Origin of the sequence: Bradyrhizobium sp. LjRoot220 (genome assembly GCF_964252915.1) — a bacterium.
Lineage (GTDB): Bacteria > Pseudomonadota > Alphaproteobacteria > Rhizobiales > Xanthobacteraceae > Bradyrhizobium.
This window is the reverse complement of sequence record NZ_CAXUPS020000009.1, coordinates 132,981-150,824: the sequence shown is the minus strand read 5'-3', so window position 1 is coordinate 150,824 and position 17,844 is coordinate 132,981. Positions and strand designations below refer to the sequence as shown.

Annotated in this window: 19 protein-coding genes and 1 tRNA gene; 13 read left to right on the top strand and 7 right to left on the bottom strand. The window is 63.2% G+C overall.

Going from position 1 to position 17,844, the window contains the following annotated elements:
* Positions 1 to 17: 17 nt before the first annotated feature.
* Positions 18 to 422: a hypothetical protein gene (locus tag ACSQ84_RS29715; RefSeq protein WP_436215284.1), complete on the bottom strand. Its 405-nt coding sequence runs from the start codon at positions 420 to 422 to the stop codon at positions 18 to 20.
* Between the two features lie 143 nt (positions 423 to 565).
* Between ACSQ84_RS29715 and ACSQ84_RS29710 the strand changes: the two genes are divergently transcribed.
* From ACSQ84_RS29710 to ACSQ84_RS29690, 5 genes are all read left to right on the top strand, one after another.
* Entirely contained in the window at positions 566 to 1,630 is a 1,065-nt protein-coding gene (locus ACSQ84_RS29710; RefSeq protein WP_436215283.1) for a DUF2252 family protein, read from the top strand.
* Positions 1,631 to 1,779: 149 nt separating this feature from the next.
* Complete coding sequence (locus tag ACSQ84_RS29705) at positions 1,780 to 2,751, top strand: S1C family serine protease (protein WP_436215282.1); 972 nt, start codon at positions 1,780 to 1,782, stop codon at positions 2,749 to 2,751.
* Positions 2,752 to 2,828: 77 nt separating this feature from the next.
* Positions 2,829 to 3,917 (top strand): phospholipase, encoded by a 1,089-nt coding sequence (locus ACSQ84_RS29700; RefSeq protein ID WP_436215281.1) that lies wholly within the window; start codon positions 2,829 to 2,831, stop codon positions 3,915 to 3,917.
* A gap of 117 nt (positions 3,918 to 4,034) precedes the next feature.
* Complete coding sequence (locus ACSQ84_RS29695) at positions 4,035 to 5,360, top strand: hypothetical protein (RefSeq protein WP_436215280.1); 1,326 nt, start codon at positions 4,035 to 4,037, stop codon at positions 5,358 to 5,360.
* A 7-nt stretch (positions 5,361 to 5,367) separates the two neighbouring features.
* Positions 5,368 to 6,219, top strand: coding sequence for a hypothetical protein (locus tag ACSQ84_RS29690; RefSeq protein WP_436215279.1), 852 nt, complete (start codon positions 5,368 to 5,370; stop codon positions 6,217 to 6,219).
* A gap of 57 nt (positions 6,220 to 6,276) precedes the next feature.
* Here the strand turns inward: ACSQ84_RS29690 and ACSQ84_RS29685 are convergent, their stop codons facing one another.
* Complete coding sequence (locus ACSQ84_RS29685) at positions 6,277 to 7,026, bottom strand: SDR family NAD(P)-dependent oxidoreductase (RefSeq protein WP_436215278.1); 750 nt, start codon at positions 7,024 to 7,026, stop codon at positions 6,277 to 6,279.
* Positions 7,027 to 7,142: 116 nt separating this feature from the next.
* Between ACSQ84_RS29685 and ACSQ84_RS29680 the strand changes: the two genes are divergently transcribed.
* Together ACSQ84_RS29680 and ACSQ84_RS29675 are read left to right on the top strand one after the other, a co-directional pair.
* Positions 7,143 to 8,036: a LysR family transcriptional regulator gene (locus ACSQ84_RS29680; protein WP_436215277.1), complete on the top strand. Its 894-nt coding sequence runs from the start codon at positions 7,143 to 7,145 to the stop codon at positions 8,034 to 8,036.
* A 58-nt stretch (positions 8,037 to 8,094) separates the two neighbouring features.
* Entirely contained in the window at positions 8,095 to 8,301 is a 207-nt protein-coding gene (locus ACSQ84_RS29675) for a hypothetical protein (RefSeq protein ID WP_436215276.1), read from the top strand.
* Between the two features lie 207 nt (positions 8,302 to 8,508).
* Here ACSQ84_RS29675 and ACSQ84_RS29670 read toward each other — a convergent pair whose 3' ends face one another.
* From ACSQ84_RS29670 to ACSQ84_RS29660, 3 genes are all read right to left on the bottom strand, one after another.
* Positions 8,509 to 9,186: a DsbA family protein gene (locus ACSQ84_RS29670; protein WP_436215275.1), complete on the bottom strand. Its 678-nt coding sequence runs from the start codon at positions 9,184 to 9,186 to the stop codon at positions 8,509 to 8,511.
* Between the two features lie 31 nt (positions 9,187 to 9,217).
* A complete protein-coding gene (locus tag ACSQ84_RS29665; protein WP_436215403.1) occupies positions 9,218 to 10,003 on the bottom strand; it encodes a sulfite exporter TauE/SafE family protein in 786 nt (261 codons plus the stop codon).
* A 161-nt stretch (positions 10,004 to 10,164) separates the two neighbouring features.
* Entirely contained in the window at positions 10,165 to 10,644 is a 480-nt protein-coding gene (locus tag ACSQ84_RS29660; RefSeq protein WP_436215402.1) for a PaaI family thioesterase, read from the bottom strand.
* Between the two features lie 145 nt (positions 10,645 to 10,789).
* Here ACSQ84_RS29660 and ACSQ84_RS29655 point away from each other — a divergent pair, with 145 nt between their 5' ends.
* Entirely contained in the window at positions 10,790 to 11,377 is a 588-nt protein-coding gene (locus ACSQ84_RS29655) for a TetR/AcrR family transcriptional regulator (RefSeq protein ID WP_436215274.1), read from the top strand.
* A gap of 190 nt (positions 11,378 to 11,567) precedes the next feature.
* Here the strand turns inward: ACSQ84_RS29655 and ACSQ84_RS29650 are convergent, their stop codons facing one another.
* Positions 11,568 to 12,050: a hypothetical protein gene (locus tag ACSQ84_RS29650; protein ID WP_436215273.1), complete on the bottom strand. Its 483-nt coding sequence runs from the start codon at positions 12,048 to 12,050 to the stop codon at positions 11,568 to 11,570.
* Between the two features lie 196 nt (positions 12,051 to 12,246).
* On the opposite strand from ACSQ84_RS29650, the gene ACSQ84_RS29645 reads away from it, so the two are divergent.
* Positions 12,247 to 12,549: a PsiF family protein gene (locus ACSQ84_RS29645; protein WP_436215272.1), complete on the top strand. Its 303-nt coding sequence runs from the start codon at positions 12,247 to 12,249 to the stop codon at positions 12,547 to 12,549.
* 203 nt (positions 12,550 to 12,752) lie between these two features.
* Entirely contained in the window at positions 12,753 to 13,838 is a 1,086-nt protein-coding gene (locus ACSQ84_RS29640; RefSeq protein WP_436215271.1) for an AbrB family transcriptional regulator, read from the top strand.
* A 144-nt stretch (positions 13,839 to 13,982) separates the two neighbouring features.
* Here ACSQ84_RS29640 and ACSQ84_RS29635 read toward each other — a convergent pair whose 3' ends face one another.
* The gene (locus tag ACSQ84_RS29635; RefSeq protein ID WP_436215401.1) at positions 13,983 to 14,495 is read right to left on the bottom strand and encodes a disulfide bond formation protein B; all 513 of its coding nucleotides are present in this window, start codon (positions 14,493 to 14,495) and stop codon (positions 13,983 to 13,985) included.
* A 178-nt stretch (positions 14,496 to 14,673) separates the two neighbouring features.
* Here ACSQ84_RS29635 and ACSQ84_RS29630 point away from each other — a divergent pair.
* From ACSQ84_RS29630 to ACSQ84_RS29620, 3 genes are all read left to right on the top strand, one after another.
* Positions 14,674 to 14,758: transfer RNA gene (locus ACSQ84_RS29630), tRNA-Leu, on the top strand.
* 326 nt (positions 14,759 to 15,084) lie between these two features.
* On the top strand, positions 15,085 to 16,140 hold the full coding sequence (locus ACSQ84_RS29625; RefSeq protein WP_436215270.1) for a tyrosine-type recombinase/integrase: 1,056 nt from the start codon (positions 15,085 to 15,087) through the stop codon (positions 16,138 to 16,140).
* Positions 16,141 to 16,830: 690 nt separating this feature from the next.
* Complete coding sequence (locus ACSQ84_RS29620) at positions 16,831 to 17,016, top strand: hypothetical protein (protein ID WP_436215269.1); 186 nt, start codon at positions 16,831 to 16,833, stop codon at positions 17,014 to 17,016.
* Positions 17,017 to 17,844 lie beyond the last annotated feature (828 nt).

Here is a 17,844-nt window from a genome sequence, read left to right as displayed (position 1 = left end):
GGAAAAGCCGAAATAGACTACATTCTCGGCCGCGATAGCGCGTCCTTGCTGACGAACAGCAGACGCCGACGAAAGGCCGTGGGGCTCTCGGCAGTCAATACCCCCTTGAGCGACTGCAGACCGCCGGCGAAGAACGGTTCGCGAAGCCCATTGCCATGGGTCTCGCTCCAATCCGGTATCGGCAACCCGTAAACACGCGCAAGGTGCTCTGCGACCGCAGCCACATAGGCATCATGCAGGGCATCGATGGAAGCCGGCCGCTCTTCGATCGCCCGCTGGCGCGAGTCCACGTTCGAATAAAACGAATCGAGAAATTCGCGAAGCGACGGGTCGAACTTCTGTTCGCCGGCTTTGACGCGACGGACCACCTCGCTTAGCGATTCTGGCTTTCCATCGAAAAGGCTCATGGCGAGTTCTTCCACATATCTAAAGCGATACGCTTGTAACAGGAAAGCTGCTGGTCAGTTGGTCGTAAGTTGCGGTCAAGGAATACTGGCGCTACGTGACTTAGGGTGCATCGATCGGCGTGCCGGACGGCAACCGGCTCCACAGCATAGGAATACCAATGTCCTTCCGCAGCGACAACAAGGCGTACGAAACCTGGCTCGCCACGCAGTGCGACGTCGTCAAGAAGGACATCATCTACAAGCACAAGCGGATGAGGAAGGATCCCTTCATCTTCCTGCGGGCAACCTATTTTCGCTGGGCCAGGAAGATCGGCGACTGGTGTCCGGAATTGATGGATGCGCCGCAACTGCTTTCGATCGGCGATCTGCATCTGGAGAATTTCGGAACCTGGCGCGATGCGGACGGCCGCCTGGTCTGGGGCGTCAACGACTTCGATGAAGCGGCTGTGATGCCCTATGTGCTCGATCTGGTCCGGCTGGCCACCAGTATTCATTTGGCGTCGAATCCGGCGGTCGATCCCAGGCTTGCCGTCAACGCTGTGCTCAGGGGTTATCGCGAGGGCCTCGACGACCCGCAGCCGGCGCTGCTGTTCGAAGGAAAATCCTGGTTGCGCCGCCTTGCCGAGCCCGAGGGAGACAAGCTGAAGGCGTTCTGGGAAGAAGTCGCCGACTATCCGAAATACGCGCCGCCGCCCGCGATCGCCAAAGCGCTGATCGCAAGCATGCCTGACGGCACGGACGGGAAGACGCTTCGATTGTGCCGCCTGCTCCGCAAGGGCGGCGGCAGCCTGGGGCGGCCGCGTTACGCCGCGGTCGGCCAGTGGCACGGCGGCCATGTGTTGCGTGAGGCCAAGGCGCTGGTGCCCTCGGCGTGGAGCTGGGCCAACGGCGCGGCAGAACCCGAGAAATCGAATTTCCTCACGCTGGCAAACGGCCGGCATCGCGCGCCGGATCCGTTTCTCCGCGTCGACCACAAATTCGTGTTTCGGCGCGTCGCCGCCGATGCCAAGAAAATCGAGCTCGGCGCCGATGCCGGCAAAAAGCTGCAGCTCAAGCTGGTCCGGGCGATGGGGTCCGACGTTGCATCGATCCATGCCGCAGGTTCAGTACCAGTCAAGCAACTGAAGGCGGACCTTGCGAAGCGCCCGCGCCGCTGGCTGAACGCCGCGGCGGAGGTTGCGGCGGACAAGGTCAAGCGCGACTATCGGGAGTGGCGGAGCTGATCGCGTTGCTGCCGCGTGCCGCGAATCGCGATTGGCATTCGATCTGCGATCTCGATCCGGGGCCATTTCGCTGATATAATCCTGCAAGGACTGATCTATCCGGGTTTTGCGGCGTTGGTAGCGGACGCGCAACTGCATGGGAGACCTCGATGGCCGCTTTGACCGAATGGAAAGTGCCGCCGGCCAACCAGCCGCGCCCGGGCGATTACAGTTTCGATCTCGACCGTGCGCTGGCCGCGGTGGTCGGGCTGCATTCGATCATTCCGGCGGACGCCTTCAGCGCCGAGACGCTCGGCACCGAGCGCGCCGGCAATGGCGTGCTGATCGACGACGGGCTGGTGCTGACCATCGGCTATCTCATCACCGAGGCCGAAACCGTCTGGCTGCATCTCGGTGACGGCCGCGTCATGCAGGGCCATCCGCTCGGCTTCGATTTCGAATCCGGCTTCGGCCTGGTGCAGGCGCTCGGGCACCTCGACATCGAGCCGCTGCCGCTCGGCTCTTCGGCCGCCACCAAGATCGGCGACCGCGTCGTGCTCGGCGGCGCCGGCGGACGCACGCGCTCGGTCGCGAGCCGGATCGCGGCAAAGCAGGAATTCGCCGGCTATTGGGAGTACCTGCTGGACGAGGCGATCTTCACCCATCCCGCGCATCCGAATTGGGGCGGCACCGGGCTGATCTCCGGCCGCGGCGAACTGATCGGGATCGGCTCGCTGCAGCTCGAACGCGAGCGCGAGGGCAAGGCCGAGCACGTCAACATGATCGTGCCGATCGACCTGCTGACACCGGTGCTCGACGACTTGCGCAAATTCGGCCGCGTCAACAAGCCGGCGCGGCCCTGGCTCGGGATGTTCACGACCGAGATCGACAACCGCGTGGTGGTGGTCGGCCTCGCCGGCAAGGGTCCGGCGGCGGGCGCCGAAATCAAGACCGGCGACGTCATCCTCGCGGTCAATGGCGACAAGATCACCAGCCAGACCGGCTTCTACCGAAAGCTCTGGTCGCTGGGGCCGGCCGGCGTCGACGTGCCGCTGACGGTCTATCATGACGGCGTCACGTTCGACGTGGTGCTGAGCTCGGTCGACCGCGCCAAGCTGCTGAAGGCGCCAAGGCTCCACTGAGGCGACTGCACTGAGACAGCTTCACTGCACTGAGACGACCGCACTGAGGCGATTTCAATAAAAGCAAGGAATGCGCGATGAGCGAGGCCGTGGTGGACGACATCGTGGCCGTGCTGCCGCCGCTGCTGCAATCGCTCGAGGCGCTCGGCTTCGTCGCGCGCCACCTCAACCCGCCGGATTTCGGCCGCGTGATGGAGGCGGCCGGTACGCCGGACGAGGCGTTGCGCGCGGTGCTCCCGCGACTGACAAAATGGCCCGCGGAATTCGATGGGATCGGGACCGCGCTGGAAGCCGCCAGCGACGCGGCGCTCGCCGCCTTCGACGGCCTGCGCGACGTAGCGAACGGCAATGGCGATCTCATCAGCGTGTTTCGCGCGCTGCGCCATTCGTCGCGCGCGCAGGAGGCGCTTTACACGCTGGTCGCGACACTGCCGCCGGTGAGCGATTTCTTCGTCGAGCCTTCGTTGCGCGAGGATCCCGATCTCGCTGCGCGACTGGCGGCGCCCGCGAACGAAAACACCGGCGTCTTTCACGACCACAACGAGCCCGGCAGCCGCGGGGGCTTCTCGCTCTATGTGCCGGAATATTATACGCCGGACCGCGCCTGGCCGCTGGTGATGGCGCTGCATGGCGGCAGTGGCCATGGCCGCGGTTTTCTGTGGAGCTGGCTGCGCGACGCCCGCAGCCACGGCGCCATCGTGATCGCACCGACGGCTACAGCAAATACTTCAAATAGCAAGACGACCTGGGCGCTGATGGGCGAAGACACCGACACGCCGAACCTGCTGCGCATCCTGGATTCGGTGCGCTCGCGCTGGAACATCGACGCCACCAAAATGCTGCTGACCGGCATGAGCGACGGCGGCACCTTCTGCTTTGTCAGCGGGCTCGAAAGCGCCTCGCCGTTCACCCACCTTGCCCCGGTCTCGGCGACCTTCCATCCGCTGATGGCGGAGATGGCCGACGCCGAAAGGTTGCGCGGCCTGCCGATCCACCTCGTGCATGGCAAACTCGACTGGATGTTCCCGGTGCAGGTGGCGCGGCAAACCAGGCAGTTGCTGTCGGCGGCCGGCGCCGAGGTAACCTACCGCGAGCTCGACGATCTCAGCCATACCTACCCGCGCGAGATGAACGCAAAGATGCTGGCGTGGCTGCGCGGGAATTGACCGCGCGCGGTTCCCGTACAAAGAGACATAATCTCGTCTGAATTTATCATCAAAAGTGAGGGACTTAACGAACGAGGGGGCCTCGTCAGCGCGCGTTGAAACCGCGACAGGATTTTCATGCCCTCCAGTATTTTCTCCGCATCGACATCGCGTTCACCCCTCTCGACATCCCTGGTGCTCTCCAAAGGCGTCAGCCGCCTCGAAACAACGCTGAAGCTGACGACCGCCATCCTGGCGCTCGCGGCCGGCGTCTACACCTATCTCGGTGTTCGCGAACTGCTGAACGGCAGCCAGACGACGGTGTTCTTCGCGGCGGTGATTTATTCCGTCGCGGTGTCGGTCGGCATCTACGCCTTCTGGATTTTCCTGATGCAGTTCATGCCGCACGTGACCGGCCGCCGCGGTCGCGCGCTGATGTTCGGCTGCATGCTGCTCGGGTCGGTGATGATCGTCGCGATGTCGTCATGGCTCAACGCCTCGGCGCTCGCCGGCGCGGCCGCCATCCAGCAGCATCTTGCCATCACCGTGCAGAACTATACCCGCGATCTCGATACCGCGAACACCAACGCGATCGCGGCGCAGGGGCTGTTGCCGGATATTCAGCTCGCCTCGTCCCGCTTCGCCAAACTGGCCGATGCCGAGCGCGCCGGCTCGCTGACCGGCACCGCCGGTTCGGGCACCGTGGTGCAGCTGCTGACCCAGATGTCGGGACAGCTCGACGGTCTGGGACAGGAAGTCCAGGCTTCCGGCAAACGTGTCTCGGCGCTGTATGAGCAAGGCGGCAAGAATCTCGCCAAGATGCGCGAGCTGATTTCCGATCGCGGCCCGATTTCGGCGCGCAGCGACGCCTTCGCGTCGGAATCGCTGGCCTTGATGGGTGTGATTGCCAATCTGCAGCAGACTTCGGTTGCGCCGGCGGTGAAACGGGCCGCAACATCGCTGTCGTCGGGCTTCATCGCGCCGGCCGCCGGTGGCCGCGCCGGCGATCTCGCGGAGCGGCAGACCGCTGTTGTCGGCAAGGTGGAAAGTTCGATCGCGGCACAAGCGGCCTCGCTCTCGGATGCTGCCGACAAGATCCTGGCGATGCCGCGGGTCGAGCCCGGCCGGTTTCAGTCGCTCTCGCCAGCGGAAGCCGTGCTGCGCTATGCCAGCGACTTCATCCCGAGCTGGGCCGGCGCGATCTCGATCGACCTGATGCCGGCAGTGCTGGTGCTGATCCTCTGCGTGGTTCATGCTGCAATCCGGCGCGAAGGCCTGCCGGCGGTCAGTGCCTCCGACATGACCGCAGGAGAACTGGTCGCGGCCATGCAGATGGCGCGTGAGGTCGAGGAGGCCCGCCGCGTCGTGCCGAAGCAAGAACAGATCGCCTCCGGGCCGCCGTCTGAACCAGCGCCGGCAGACGAGAACGTGACGTCGCTGTCCTCGGCGCGACACCCCAAATAGCGCTGACATGTCGACCATTGCGGAACGCTTTCACCATTGGCTCTCGGACAGCGCAGACGAAGTCATGCTGCGCTGGATTTTTCGCGGCCTGATTGCCGCGATTCTCGCTGCGCTCGCCACCGACCTCACTGGCGCCAATGGCTGGATCGCGCCGCACGGTCCCGCGGCATCACCGGCCGAGATCAAACGGGACGCTTCTTCGCTCGATCTTCCCAGCGTCGTCCCATCGATCCTGGCTCCGCTTCTGCCCGGCGGCGATAAACGCCTGACCCCCTTGCCACAGCCGGAAGGCGCGCTGGCAAGGCCGATGACCTTTGAGCTGGTCGGCGGCGGCAAGCTGATGGCCAACGGCACGATCACGCCCGGAATTTCGCAGGCCTTTGCCGCCGAGGTCGGCAAGCGCGGCGACTACATCAAGACCGTCGTTCTGAATTCGCCGGGAGGTTCGGTCGTCGACGCACTCGCGATGGGGCGCCTGATCCGCGAGAAGAACCTCGCAACCGAAGTCGAGGCCGGGAAATACTGCGCCTCGTCATGCGCGCTGATGTTCGCCGGCGGCGTCGAGCGGCGCGCGGGCGACGGGGCGATTATCGGCGTGCATCAGGTCGCGGCCATCGCGACCACGGCCAATGGCCCGCCGCCACGCGACGAGATGAGCATGGCGCAGAAAATCTCGGCGCTCTGCCAGCGCTACCTCGGCGACATGGGCATTAGCTTGCAGGTCTGGGTCCACGCGATGGAAACGCCGCACGACAAGCTGTTCGTATTCAGGCCGGACGAGTTGAAATCACTCAGTCTGGCGACGACGGTGCCGGTTGCGGCACCCGCACCGTCTGCCCCTGCGAAGGTGAGATCGTAGCATCACCTCGCGGGTTCGCCGCATCGCGTGATGCGGCAAAACCCTGCTCGTCTCGGCTTAGCGCCAGCCGCCGGACGCCGAGATTCGTTCGCCGGTCAACCACGCCGAAGCATCCGATGCGAGGAACACCGCGACCTTCGCGATGTCGTCGGGCTGGCCGTAGCGGCCGAGCGGCGTCATGCCGATGACCTGCTTTTCGACTTCGCCTCCCAATAGGCCGGCGTTCTCGATCCCTTCCGATACGGTGGCTCCCGGCGCGATTGCGTTGACGCGGATTTGGCGCGCGCCGAACTCTTTCGCCAGGCTGCGCGTGATCGAATCGACCGCGCTCTTGGTGGCGGCATAGATCACCGAATCCGGCGTCGGATTGAGGCTCGCGATCGACGAGATGTTGATGACGCTGCCACCCTGCGGGCCGAAATAGTTCAGCGCTTGCTGGATGGTCAGCAGCGTACCCAGCACGTTGGTGTTGAACTCGCGGTGAAACTCCTTCTCGGTCATCTTCTCGAGCGGATCGAACTGGTAGACGCCGGCGTTGTTTACCAGCACGTCGAACGTGCCGAACGACGCCTTGGTCTGTTCGAACAGGCGCTTGACGTCGGCGGCATCAGCGACATCGCCCTGCACCGCGATCGCCTTGCCGCCCTTGGCCGTGATGTCGGCCACCACGCGATCCGCGCCTTCGCGGCTGGAAGCATAGTTCACTACGACGGCGGCGCCCGCCGCGGCCAAACCTTTTGCGATACCGGCGCCGATGCCTTTCGAAGCCCCCGTGACGATCGCCACCTTGCCCTTGAGATCACTCATTTGAATTCTCCTGATGGCCGGCCCTGTTGCCGGCGCTTCGTACCCCGCTATCTACTTCGGACTGAATGGCTTATTAGGATCACAGCAATAAAAGGATTTGTGCCTGGAACTCCGGAATGACCACCATCCTGGAAAAAACCGCCGGCCTGGTCGCCTTCGTGCGGACCGTGGATTCCGGCTCCTTCTCGAACGCCAGCCGCGCTATCGGCTCCAGCGCGTCGGCCGTCTCGAAAAGCGTCGCGCGGCTGGAGCGGCGGCTCGGGGTTCGGCTGCTGCAGCGATCGACGCGGACGCTGAGCCTCACCACTGAGGGTGCGGCCTATTACGAGCGCGTCGCGCCGCTACTCCGCGCAATCGAGGACGCCGAGGATGTCGTCCAGATGGCCGCGAGCGCGCGCGGCCTGTTGCGCGTCACGGCGCCGGTGTTTATCGGGCGAATGCTGGTCGGGGAATGGTCGCAGGCGTTCCTGGCGCGGCATCCCCACGTCAAACTCGAACTCAGCGTCAGCGATCGCCATGCCGACCTGATCCGGGAAGGTTTTGATGTCGCGTTGCGTATCGGCGATCTCGCCGATACCGATTTGACCGCGCGCAAGCTTGCGGATCTGCCGATGGCGATGATCGCCTCACCCGGTTACATCGCCGCGCGCGGCGCGCCGCGAATGATCGAAGAACTGCGCAAGCATGCTTGCCTACGCTATCTGCTTGCCGGAAAGCCCTATCCATTCGCTTTCGCCGATGGCACCACCATCACCCCCGAAAGCGTGCTTGATTCAGACGACGGCATTACGCTCTATCACGCCGCGCTTCACGGCGCCGGCATCGCCCAGGTGCTTCGTTTCGGCGTCGAGGACGATTTTGCTGCCGGTCGCTTGGTTGAAATACTGCCTGACGTCGCGATGCCGTCGGTTCCGATGCACGTCGTGCACGCCTTTGACCGGCAATTGCCGGTCCGGGCGCGACTATTCGTCGATTTCCTCGTGGAACGCTTCATCCGGATCGGCAAATAGGCCCGACAAGGAACTTTCCCCAACAGGCCGCGTTGTCCGCGCATCACCGGAGGATGTCATGCGAGTGTTTCTGGGAATGATTTTGGGCGCGCTGCTGCTGGTTTGCGGCGTTTATGTCTATGATTCGATGAACACTTCGAGTGTAGTGAGCGGTCAGGTCGCGCAGACCAACCGCACCATCGTCAACTGGGATGTCGCCGCTTCCGACTTGAGGACGCTGAAAACGCGAGCCCAGGAGGAGTGGACCAAAATCGCGTCGAAGTAACCAGCCGCCGTCGTCGCCTTCATCCTTCGAGACGACGCATCGCGCCTCCTCAGGTTGAGGTCTTGCACCTTGATTTAAATCTTAAGCTCTCATGGCACGGCAACGCCGTGCGTCTCCGGACGATGCAATTGCGTCGCCGGTCGAACCATGTGGCCGAATACGAAGCCGCATCGATCCAATTCAATTCGTATTAATTGCTCGCCTTGGTTAATTGCTCGCCTTGGCCTTGCGCGCGTCCTTGATGACCATTTCGAACTCCGCCATGGTCAGGATGCCTGGAACACGGAACTTGCCGACGATAAAGGACGGCGTGCCGCGGAAGCCGAAGGCTTCGGCCTGGGTGTGATTGCGCGCGAGAACCGCGTCGATCGCCTTGGCATTGGCAGTGAGATCGCGGTTGAGGCGATCCATGTCGATACCCTTCGCGGCAAGCAATTCGCGGGCGCGCGCCTCGGTCAGCCGCGAGCTGACGCCGATCATCGCCTCGTGCGCCGGCATGAACTTGTCCTGATATTTGGCGGCCAGCGCCATCCGTGCCGTGATTTTGGAAACGTCGCCGAGGATTGGCCAATCCTTCAACACCAGGCGGACCTTGCCGTCATCCTGCACGACCTGCGCGATCTCGGGCGCGATCTTGCGGCAATACGGACAATTGTAGTCAAACCATTCGACGATGCTGATGTCGCCATCGGGGTTTCCGGCCGCTGGAATTTCCGGATCGCGCAGCACCAGCGCTTCCGTCAGCACCGCGTCGTCATCACGTGCAAACGCCGAACGCGGCAGCGCGGCGGCGCCAAATAGCGCTGCGCCTGCGCCAAACAAGCCAAGCGCTTCGCGCCGGCTGAGTCCCGGATTGGTTCCGGCTGTTTTATTCGATTTGTACATGCTGCTCTCGCGACGGTCTCGCCCACCCTGTCTACGCCCAACGTGGCGATATGTTACGCGCCAGCATATAGAGCGCCACCGCAATAATGACCACGGCGAACACAATGTTGAGCGCGCCGCGCCGCTCGGCGAGGTGGCGCGCGGCGCGGGTACCGGCCAATCCGCCGGCAATACCGCCCGCCACGAACAATCCGGCCAGCGCCCAGGAGATCAGGCCGGACCAGGCATAGCTCGCGGCGGTGGTCATGCCGAACGCAGTGACGGCGACCAGGGAGGAGCTGACCGCATTCATGATCGGCATTCCCGTGGCAAGCATCAGGGCCGGCACGATCAGGAATCCGCCGCCGATGCCGAAGAAGCCCGATAGCGTTCCGGTTGCGAGACCAAGGCTGACGATGGCCGGCATGTTGGACATCGACATCTTGACATCAGGCAGCCCGATCCGCGCCCGCGTCTTCAGCATCAGGAGCGCGATGACGATCATGACCAGCGCAAACAGCGCCAGAAGGTTCTTGCCATCGACCATCTTGCCGAGGATCGATCCGCCGAACGCGCCGACCATCCCCGCCGCGGCAAACAGCAGCGCACAGGACCACACCACCGTGCCGCCGCGCGCATGGTTGGACAGATTGACCGCGGCGTTGGCGGCCACCGCAATGGCGCTGGTGCCGATCGCAACATGGGGTTCACTCACGCCGACCACATAGACCATCAGCGGCACCGCCAAGATCGAACCGCCGCCGCCGACCAGGCCGAGCGAAAACCCGACCAGCATCCCCGACGCCAGTCCCAACACACTTTGCGTCGTGGAGATGATCAAGACGGAAAACTCATGTGCACGGCGGGTTGGCTTCCTGATTCGCGCGAACCGGGAATCCCCTTCGCTTGAAACCGCTATAGGAGAAATTTCTGCAGACCGCCATGGCCGCAGCACAAACCTGCACTGCACAGAGCTCAGCGCGCCAGCAATGCCCGCGGTCAGGCCCGCGCGTGTACGTTCTCTTTCGACGCCGCACGCTCGCGGCGCGGCAGCGCCATCAGCGTGCCCGTCATGGTCGCAACCAGAGTTTCAGCGCCGTCATGCTCGGCGTAGGCGCGGCCCTCGCACACGGTCAGCGTACGGCCCGGCTTCACGACGGTGGCGCGGAACGCGAAGCGTCGCCCGCGGGCCGGCGCCAGCAGATTGGTCTTGAACTCCACGGTCAGGATGTCGGAGCCAACGGGCATCAGCGTGAAGGCGGCAATACCGCACGCACTGTCGAGCCCGGCGGTGATGATCCCGGCATGCACGAAACCGTTCTGCTGGGTGAAATCGGGCGAATAGGCCATCGCGAGATCGACCTCGCCCGGCTCCAGCCGCGCGATCGAAATCCCGAGCGTGCGCATCGCGTGCTGGCGCTCGAACGTATCGATCGCGATCTCGCGATAATCCGGATTTTTCGGCTGGAAGCGCGCCATGCCGCTCATGCCGGCACCAGTCGCGTCCGTCTCCATCGTTCGCTCCCGTCGTTCGATTCTTGCTTCGATTCTTGATACGGTAGCGTATCAAGGTTCGGGCGGAGTAGCAATACGGCACCGTATCAGGAATTGGTGAGTCGCTGACATGACCGACGGCAAGAGCGAGAGCCGCAAGGACGAGAACCGCAAGGACCAGACCTGGATCGAGGCCGGCCTGGCGGAAATCGCGCGAACCGGCGTCGAGGGCGTGCGGGTGGAAGTGCTGGCGAAGAATCTCGGCGTCACCAAGGGCGGATTCTATCGCCGCTTTAGGGATCGTGCGGCGCTGCTGGCGGGCATGCTGCAGAACTGGAGCGCCGGGCGCATCGCCGCGATCGAAAGGCAGACCAGCCTCGATGGCGCCACCGCGCGCGAACGCCTGCGGGCGCTGGTCGCGCTCTATTCGGAGCGGATGAACACCGAGGGCATGGCGGTGGAGCTTGCGATCCGGCAATGGGCGCGATCCGATGAGGCCGCTGCTGCCGCGGTCGCCAGCGTCGACGCCGCGCGCCTGCAAAATGTCGGACAGCTCTATCGCACGGCAGGGCTGGCGGCAGAGGAGGCCGACGCGCAGGCGTTCCTGTTCTACTGCTTCATCTTCGGCCAGAGCCTGCTGTTCCTCGAACGCAGCCCGCGCAAGCGTGCGCAGCTGATCGCAAAGTCAGCCGAGAAACTGCTGTCGGATGAAAGTTAGGCGAAGAGTTAGAACGAACAGCATCCACGCTGGAGGTGAGCTCCCTCTCCCGCTTGCGGGGGAGGGTTGGGGTGGGGGTGTTGCCACGAGTCAGACCGTTCGCGTGGAGAGAGCCCCCACCCGGCGCTGACGCGCCGACCTCCCCCACAAGCGGGAGAGGTGACACGAACCTGCCGATTTCAGCCTTGGCTCACGCGGTGGGTTTCAGCCGCTTGGTGCATTCGCTGTAGTAACCGCCGCCCTTCTGGATCCACTTCAGGCCGCCATTGCCGCCCGTGGTCTTGTTGGCGTTGTACTGGTCGACGCAGGTGTGCATGCGCGCCTTGCCCGCGGTCTCCTTGGAATATTTCGGATCGACCGCGCTCGGATAGACCGCAGGCCCCGACGGCACCGCCGGCGCGGTAGCTTCCTTCGCAGGCGCTTCCTTCTTGGCTTCCTTGGCAGCCGGAGCCGCGGCTGGTGCGGCAGTCGGTGCCGCGGCGGTGGCGTCCGCACCGCATTGCGCTTTGCGGAAGTCATTCCATTTCTGGCCGCCGAGCGTGCCGGCGGTCTTGGCCGCCTGGTATTTCGCGCTGCATTCCTGCGCGGTCAGGGCCTGCGCCGGCGACGTCACCATGAACGCCGCAAAACCCGACACCGCCATCGCGCAGAGCATTTTCGCTTGATTGGTCATCCTAAGGCTCCCTTGGGTAGTCATAGTCATCTGCACCTCCCATCCTAGCGCAACCACAGCTTGCGACAACGCGAGGCACGATTTTCCGTTCAAAATAAATTGGCTGTCAAAAAAGCCGATATTCCGGTCCATTCACTTGACGTTCAGCATTGCGGCGCGACGGTCGCGCCCTCGCTTTCAATCCGAGGTACCCTCCATGACGAAGATCTCTTCCCTGATCACCGCGACCGCCATTGCTTCGCTGTTCTTGATGGGTGCCGCGTCGCCGCAAACGGCAGCGCCGGCGATAAAGACCGAGGCGCCGAAGACCGAAGCCAAGACCGAAGCCAAGGCGCCGGCCGAAAAGAAGGAAGCGAAGCCGCGAACCCCCGGCTCCCTCGAATGCTCCAAGCAAGCCGACGAGAAGGGACTCAAGGGCAAGGAACGCAAAAAATTCCGTTCCGCCTGCAAAAAGGAATTTGCCGACAAGGAAAAGGCCGCCGCCGACAAGGCGAAGTAACCGCTTTCGCTGTCCCGCCCGGCGCGAGGGCTACAACGCATCTGCCGTTTCACGGTATTAGATGGCGCCTGCGGACCCTCGCGGGCGCCATTTGCTTGCCCGCGGTTTGACCGCCCGCGCCGGGCCGGATCGCGGCCGGCCTACGCATTGCAGCAATCGCGTGGCGCATTTGTCCCGCGATGCGGGATTTGCCATAAGGCGGCGTGAGCCTGATCCCCGCATCAATGGCGTCGGCCATTCCTGACCGTGCCAAGATTCTCTCCACGCTCGAGACGATCGTCCTCGGCGCCGCCGGCGGCTTGCTGTTTCTTTGGGTAAACCTGCCGGGCGGGCTGATTTCCGGCGCGATGTTCGCGGTCGGCATCGCCGCGATTTGCGGACGGCCGCTCGCGATGCCGCCGATCCTGACGCAGAGCGTGCTGCTGCTGCTCGGGATCACGCTGGGCTCGCTGGTGTCGCGGCAGCTGATCCAGCATATGAGCTCCTATCCGCTGACCATTGGCCTGCTCGCGCTGGCCACCTTCTGTTCGACCTTCGGCAGCAGCCTCTATCTGCAACGCTTCCACGGCTGGGACCAGACCTCGGCCTTGCTGGCGGGAAGCCCCGGCGCGTTGTCGCAAATCACCATCCTCGCCGCCGAGAAGGGGGCCGATGTCGCCGGGATCGCCGTGGTACAGACCATGCGCGTGATCATCCTGACCGCCGCGTTGCCGCTGCTGCTGGCCTTGACCGGGATCGCGCCATCGGCGCCGGCAACGGTGACCGCCATCATCGCCTCGCCGCTCGAACTGGCGGCGCTGATTGCAGCGGGAATCGCGGTCGCGCTGATGCTGCTGATGATGAAATTTCCGGCAAGCTGGATGTTCGGCGCGATGATCGCCTCCAGCCTGCTGCACGGCACTGACATGATCGAGGGCGGCCTGCCGCCCTGGATGCGCGGCATAGCGCTGGTCGGCATCGGCGCGGTGATCGGCACGCGCTTTGCGCGGGTGAAGCGCTCGACCCTGCTCAGCCACGTCAACGCCGGGCTGGGCTCGTTTTCGGTCGCGATCGTGATCTCGGCGGTCTTCGTCGCCATTATCGCGCTGACCACGAATGTGCGGCTGGCCGATGTCGTGGTGGCGTTCGCGCCGGGCGCGATGGACGCCATGCTGGCGCTGGCGCTGACGCTGCATATCGACCCGATTTTCGTTGGCGCGCATCATCTGTCGCGCTTCGTGTTCGTCTCCATCACGACACCCGGCATCGTCCATCTGTTCGGACGGCCGCAGGAAGACGTGGACGATTAGCGCTAAGACCTCATCCTGATAGCCCGTCTTCGCCCGTTGGGCTTCGCCGGGCACGCTTTGTCCTTTTTGGTGAGTGGCTGCGCCACGCGTAGCCCGAAGGGCAAAGCGTGTTCGAGACGGCGCAAGCGCCTCCTCACTATGGGTCTAGGCTCTGGACGTCTTCCTGATTCCCCACGCCGCGATCCCGGCCATCAGCAGCGAGATCAGCACGTTGTAGCCGGCGAGCGAGAGGCCGAGAAAACGCCACTGCACATCGTCGCAACGGATCACCTTCACGGTGTCGAGCCGCTGCAGCAGGCTGCCGGCGCTGCCGAGATCGACGAGCGGACCGGAGCAATCGGTCGGGCCCTGCCAGAACTTCCATTCGACGCCGGCGTGATAGCCGCCGAGCCAGACGTTGGCGAGGGCAGCCAGCGCCAGCAGCGCCAGGCCGGCCAGCACCACCGGGCGGGGGGCGTCCCGGGAAGCCGCGAAGGCGACCAGAAGTCCGAGCGGGACTGCCAGATAATAGGCATAGCGCTGTTCGAGGCAGAGCGGACAGGGCCGGATATCGAGCACCAGCTGGAAGAACCAGGCCCCCGCCAGGGTCGCCGCCGCAATCGCCGCAATCGCCAGCGCCGCGACGGCAGCCGGATTGGCCGTACCCCGCGCATGCAAGGGATGGGCGGTGGCATTCAAGGTCACGGGGCGTTCTCCAATTATAACAAGGTCCTATCCCGCTGATATGGCCCTGTCGAGGCGCGGGACAATCACATCCGCGCGGGTTGACCGGGGGAAACCGCCCGCTATATTCCGCCGGCTTCGCGGCACCGGCCCTTCAGGCCGATCCCCGAATGCCCCTGTGGCGGAATTGGTAGACGCGCTCGACTCAAAATCGAGTTCCGCAAGGAGTGCTGGTTCGATTCCGGCCAGGGGCACCAAGGAAAAAACATTAGCAATAACAATGGCTTAATGGCTTTGTTCGATTCCCGATTTTCGCGGCGAATTGAAAGCAACAGTTAAAAGTTCGCGGCAGCAAATCGGAATTTGAATACATCAGCGGTCCCCCAATCCCGTGTAACTCACTCCAGCCGTCCGTTTTGTTGGTATTTTTGTTGGTATCGGGGGACCAAATATTCACGGCTAATTTCGCTATTCCCGAACGAGGGAATTGAGCAGATGGCCCGCAGGAATGATGGCGCGGGCGCCAATCCAAACCAGATCAGGACCGACGTCGACTGCCGCGCCGCCCGACCGAGATTCGACGATGGCGCGTGGTTGCCCCGCCAAGATTTCTGACGTGACCGGGGGCGGTCTCTATCTCTTCGTCACGCCGGACGAGAACCGGCCCGGCAACACTGCCTCCAACCTCTGGCAGATGGGCTACCGCTTTCACGGCCGTCAGAAAACCTATTCTATCGGCCCGTACGCCAACGGCAGGGATGGCACGTTCTCCCTCGCCGACGCGCGGTGCGAGCGCGACAAAGCCAAAGACCTGCTCAAGGAAGGCAAAGACCCGAGCACCGAGAAGCAGCTCGACAAGCACAGGCAGGCGGCCGCCCGGCCTTTCGAGCAAAGGGCCGACGAGTGGCTCGCGAAGAAGAGGGTCGAGAAAGTCAAACGCGGCAGGATCGTCGCGGTGCGCGACCCCAAGACCATCGAGGTGCTTGAGCTCCGCGTCGGCTATGTCGAGGATCGCTTCGGCAAGCTGTGCAGGCAGGACATCAAGCGTCCGGATGTGCTCGCTTTCATGCGTTCATACGAAGCCAAGGGAAAGCTGGAAACCCGCGACCGCGTGCGCAGTATCGGCGAGCAAATCTGCAACTATGCCAATGTCGAAGACGACGGCTACAATCCATTCCGCAACCTGAATGGGCAGATGATTGCCAACAATTCGACGCAGCGTCCCGGCGTCACCGAACCACGTGACGTGACTCGCGTTTTCAAGCTCGTCACCGCACCGTGGACGAGAGCGAGGTTTGAATCCGAGCTTTGTTCGGCGCAAGAGAGGATGTGTGCGCACAGGACGCACGTCCCGAATGACGCCACTGTCAAGCGGGGGGAGCGCTTCGCCGTCGGCCCCGATTCCGATCAGGGCCCCGTCCCTCCCCAGCGTTGGAGGTTAACCGGCGCAGCCCCGCGGAGGGGCGCGTCGTGTGCGGCAGTTTTCTCCGAGGGCCACTTTCAACCTTTGGAGAACATCATGCCACGTAAGTCATCTCTTTACACCGATGCGGAAATTGCGCTCGCGAAGCGCCTTTTCGCGCAAGCGCAGGCCAGTGGGATCTTAAAGCCCCGCGCGGTCTCATCGCGATCGCACTGAGCAACGGCTATCGCCAATCCGTCTCGCAGGCCGTGACCTGTCGGGATTACCTGCGTGACGCGCGGGAGGCATTCGCTTCGTGTCGGCGTCGGTGGTCCGCGCCGTTACCTGAGCTGTGTTGCCTCGTCATTCAGCTGGACAGAGGTAGATGTCGGCTTGCTGATCGTAGGCGAAGTCTTCGCGGGAGAACGTCCCATCGTCGCGGGCCGACCTGTCGAACACCGGGATGTGCGGCTCGAAGAACAAACGGTCCCAGCGCTCAAACGCTACGCTGCGCCAAGACCGCCAACCCGGTGGGTGGTTTTCTCCGGGCTTGGGGGCTTGGGGCGTGGACCGGGGAGCTTTGAGGCGACTCCTTGCCCGTTCCGAAGTTGCGAAACGGCCCCAGCGCCTAGGGGACGTACGCTGAGGCCGGGTAAGTTGCGTGTCCGCGCGTCTGACGGACACCGGCCTCAACGTCGGCTATTGCCACTTGTTCCCGACGTTCGCTGTCGGGCAGCGTTGGGAATCGTGCGACCCCGAGTCGCCTGACTAAAAATCGCATCGGTCTGTTTTGAGTCCGGTACCGAACAGACAAATAAAAAATGACGGCTTTAGCATATCGGCCGTGGGGCTAGTTAGGAACATGAGCGAAGGTGACAAGAACGCCGCCAAGTTCGCCCGCCTTCCGCTAGTGGAGAGGAGAGCGCCATGGCGGAACGGCGTTTCAAGCAGATCGACCCATTGGACAAATGCCTTTTGAGGGAGGCCGAGCGTCGCTGGAGAGAGGCCCGAGTTAACATGTTTGCGTTGGAGCGCGACAGGCCTGCTCGCAAGCGCGAGATGGAAACGCAGGCTCACACACTAAAGAAAGGCTTCTTTGCACCGAAAGGCTGATAAGGTCGCCTCTTCGCACTGCGGACCGTTCCGTTTTTGGGACGGGTTTGTTCATGCTTAGAGCACCCGAGCATACCCCATAGGAAGTACCTCGTTCAGAGTATTAAGGTAAGGCCGCCCTCCGTTAGCGGCGGCGTTCAACCGCTAGCGTAGCGGAAAGCCTCCCGCCGTCACTGCCGCTCCCTTACGGGCGCTCTGGATCACCAAGATTGCGGCCTGTAGGTTTTGCTTCCGGGTGGCCGCTGGCGTCTTTCCGGCCGGCAGTGGTTTACAGATATCGTCTGCCGTGATCGGTCCCGATGCTTCAAGCGCGGCAGGTTGGCTAGGGCATCAGACACGCTGCGGAATGCCACGGTGCCACACGAAGGTGCTCTCGACTAACGATCTTTAATCTCCACGAGATGCCGAGGCGCCCGCTATAGCGCCGTGCCCAAAGCGATCCAAATCGCAAGAGCGATACACCAGACAATAGCTGTGTATGGCAGGACAATGCGCATTTTTCCCTCCGCTCCAAAAGCTAAAAACCAAGGCGGGTGAACATTTTTTGACGACGATAGTTCTGATTGACGAGGCGCGGTGCTCAGCCTGCGTTGATCACGATTGATCGAATCGCAGATAGACTGTCGCTCGACGGCGCGCCGGGTCTATGGCTCAATCGGGGTACCCCGAGATCGCTTTTGCGAAGGAGATACTCCGGTTGCGCCGCATCCACCCGAATATCATCACGTGTTAGAATAGTTTGTACTGAATCACAGCCTGGGACTGGACCAATGAAGTCCAATCTATCGATTGGCGTTCGCGTTCGAATGAGTTCTCTTGGTGCGTCAC